Genomic DNA, 2,416 nt, shown 5'->3' on the forward strand with positions numbered 1-2,416 from the left:
CCAAAAGGGAGTAAGAATAAAAACAAAAAAGAGGTGGTTTTCACATCTGAATTACTAAGAATTAAGAAGATGATTAATGAGCTATTCAAGTTAATGGCTAATTTGATTCCCATTACTTACTTAGTATTAGATGGTCATTTTGGAAACAATAATTCCTTGCAGATGGCGCGGCAGGTTAACTTGCACATAATTTCCAAATTGCGCCATGATACAGCATTATATATACCTTACCAACATCCTGACCCCAATCATCGTTCTCGTCGTAAATACGGAGATAAGCTAGACTGGCGTAATATTCCTGGGGTATATTTGCGTCAAAGTAGTATTGAAGAAGATATCAAAACTGATATTTATCAATCTACTTTACTGCACAAAGAATTTGCCCAACCTCTAAATGTAGTTATCTTGGTGAAAACCAATATCAAGACGAATGCTCGTAGTCATGTGATTCTATTTTCTAGTGACCTAGATTTGTCCTATGAGAAGATAATTGACTACTACAAACTGCGGTTTCAAATCGAGTTTAATTTTCGTGATGCCAAGCAATTTTGGGGATTAGAGGATTTTATGAATCGGAGTCAAATTACAGTGACTAATGCGGCTAATCTTTCTTTTTTCATGGTCAACTTATCCCATTATCTTTTAGCTCAGTTCCGTCAAGATAATCCTGGTTCTGGTATTGTTGATTTAAAGGCTTACTACCGTGGTTTTCGATATGTTCGTGAAATTTTAAAAATGCTTCCAGAACCACCAGACCCTATTTTATTATCCCAGATTTTTGCCAAGCTTACCTCTCTTGGTCGTATTCACAATACTTCTACAACCGTTTCACCCTCGTAATTTGGCTAAGGTATTGATGTGAAGTTGGTAATTTAGAAGAATTTGTTAACCGAATATCCTTACTTTTAAAAAACTTAGAATTTGCCACCAAATTGAGCAAACAGGCTGTGACTACTTCACAATCCTACACATGGAAGAAATGTGCCACCGAGGCAACTCGTTTTTACATGCAACTCCTACCAACCCATTTATGAACTCTCCTTTACGCATTCTGACAGTTGCCGATACTCCTTGCGATCCTAACTCTGGAGCCGCAGGAACAGTTTATTACACCAACCAAGCATTGAGAGAAATTGGTCATGAGGTAGATGAAATTTGGGCTGATGATTTAGGACACAGGCGCATTGCTCACGGTAATCTCCATTCCTTGTTAGAGCAACCTAGAGCCTACCGTCAGGCTGTTATGAAGGCAACTCGAGCTAAACAATACGACTTAATCATTTTGGATCAGCCTCAAGCTTACCTTGCTTGTAAAGCACTAAAACAGAGTAATTTTCCGGGAGTGATTTTAAATCGGAGTCATGGTGTTGAGTTAAGAGTTAATCAGGTATTACCAAAATGGCATCAAAAATATCATATTCCTGAATCTCGTTATCCTCCCTTGATCACATATACTCTGCGAAGTTTGCTAGATCGTCAGTGGCAAGAGGTGATCAAATATTGCGATGGAATTATAGTTAGCTCAAGTTTGGATGAGAAATTTTTGACTGATTTTCTCAAAGTTGATCAAGGTAAAGTTTGTTTAGCACCTCAAGGACTGTCCGATGAATTGTTAAACCAGCCAGAATTGATAGACACCGATACATCTCCAGTAAAATGGTGGAATTTACTCTATGTGGGTCAATTTGCCTTCTTTAAGGGTTATTTTGTTTTAGCTGAGATTATCAACCGTGTCTTAATTGAAAATCCAAATATCAGGTTTACCTGGGTAGCTTCTGCTAAAGATCATGGGAGGATAAGAACCTTAATTTTGCCCGATATACTTGAGCGTGTTCAGCTTTTAGACTGGATGTCCCAGTCTCAACTTAAAGAAACATATAGCCAGCACGGAATATTTATTTTTCCCAGTTTTTATGAAGGATTTGGCAAAACACCCTTAGAGGCTATGGCTTGTGGTTTATGTGTTGTTGCATCAGATGAGGGAGCAATGCATGATTATATTGATTCTGGCAACAATGGTTATTTATGCCCGGTGGGAGATGTTGATGAATTTGTAGAGGTGATTAATAATTTGATATTAGACCTGGAAAAGACAAAGAACATTGCCCGTGCTGCAAAGAGATTTAGCACCAGTTACACCTGGAAATCTCATGCATTTCAGATTCTTGAATATTTAAAGTCTTTTAAACAAAAATAAGTGCATGAAAAGTTACAAATTAATTTCAGATCAACTTGAATGGAGTAATTGTCCAGAGTTTGTAGAGTTTCCGATACAAAAAAGCTAACTAAGGATTTGGGAAAATCACTTGTAATCGAACTAAATACGGTTTCAATATAATGACGAGTATGTTGTTTTATATATTGAATCCAAGGAGGATCTGGACGTTTAGATTTTTGTTTCCGCATCACTTTCAAA

The 2,416-nt window shown here is 37.2% G+C and carries 2 protein-coding genes and 1 pseudogene; 2 read left to right on the top strand and 1 reads right to left on the bottom strand.

Annotated elements, in window-relative coordinates; translation table 11 throughout:
* A partial coding sequence (locus FFR48_RS27285) for a transposase (protein ID WP_162501988.1) occupies positions 1-840 on the top strand: 840 nt, incomplete at its 5' end.
* A gap of 190 nt (positions 841-1,030) precedes the next feature.
* Positions 1,031-2,197, top strand: coding sequence for a glycosyltransferase family 4 protein (locus tag FFR48_RS27290; protein WP_162501989.1), 1,167 nt, complete (start codon positions 1,031-1,033; stop codon positions 2,195-2,197).
* Here the strand turns inward: FFR48_RS27290 and FFR48_RS29815 are convergent.
* Positions 2,158-2,416: pseudogene (locus FFR48_RS29815) on the bottom strand (hypothetical protein); the annotation flags it as partial. The gene FFR48_RS27290 and the pseudogene FFR48_RS29815 sit on opposite strands and share 40 nt — an antisense overlap.

Origin of the sequence: Sphaerospermopsis reniformis (assembly GCF_005402885.1) — a bacterium.
Classification (GTDB): Bacteria; Cyanobacteriota; Cyanobacteriia; order Cyanobacteriales; family Nostocaceae; genus Sphaerospermopsis; species Sphaerospermopsis kisseleviana.

Coding starts and splice junctions, on each gene's coding strand:
- FFR48_RS27290 (WP_162501989.1), top strand. CDS start 1,031: ATGAACTCTCCTTTACGCATTCTGACAGTTGCCGATACTCCTTGCGAT.